Annotated in this window: 1 rRNA gene; it reads left to right on the forward strand. The window is 50.7% G+C overall.

Annotated elements, in window-relative coordinates:
• A 23S ribosomal RNA gene (locus DOT_RS04875) occupies window positions 1-615 on the forward strand; the annotation flags it as partial.

A 615-nucleotide genomic window follows, 5' to 3' on the forward strand; every position in this document is an offset into this window, starting at 1 on the left:
TGATAGCGTGCCTTTTGTAGAATGAACCGGCGAGTTATGGTATGTAGCGAGGTTAAGGCGAGAAGCTGGAGCCGAAGCGAAAGCGAGTCTGAAAAGGGCGACGAGTTACATGCTGTAGACCCGAAACCGTGTGATCTACCCATGGCCAGGGTGAAGGTGGGGTAAAACCTACTGGAGGCCCGAACTCACTGTCGTTGAAAAGGCAGGGGATGAGCTGTGGGTAGGGGTGAAATGCCAATCGAACACGGAGATAGCTGGTTCTCCCCGAAATAGCTTTAGGGCTAGCCTCGATTGATGACGAATGGCGGTAGAGCACTGAATAGGCTAGGGGCCTTACCAGGTTACCGAACCTTATCAAACTCCGAATGCCATTTGATTTAGATCGGGAGTCAGACTGTGGGGGATAAGCTTCATAGTCGAAAGGGAAACAGCCCAGACCATCAGCTAAGGTCCCAAAGTATACACTAAGTGGGAAAGGATGTGGAATTGCACAGACAACCAGGATGTTGGCTCAGAAGCAGCCACCATTTAAAGAGTGCGTAATAGCTCACTGGTCGAGTGGTTCTGCGCCGAAAATGTAACGGGGCTCAAGTGTATCACCGAAGCTATGGCTTT

This window comes from Desulfosporosinus sp. OT (assembly GCF_000224515.1).
Taxonomy (GTDB): Bacteria; Bacillota; Desulfitobacteriia; order Desulfitobacteriales; family Desulfitobacteriaceae; genus Desulfosporosinus.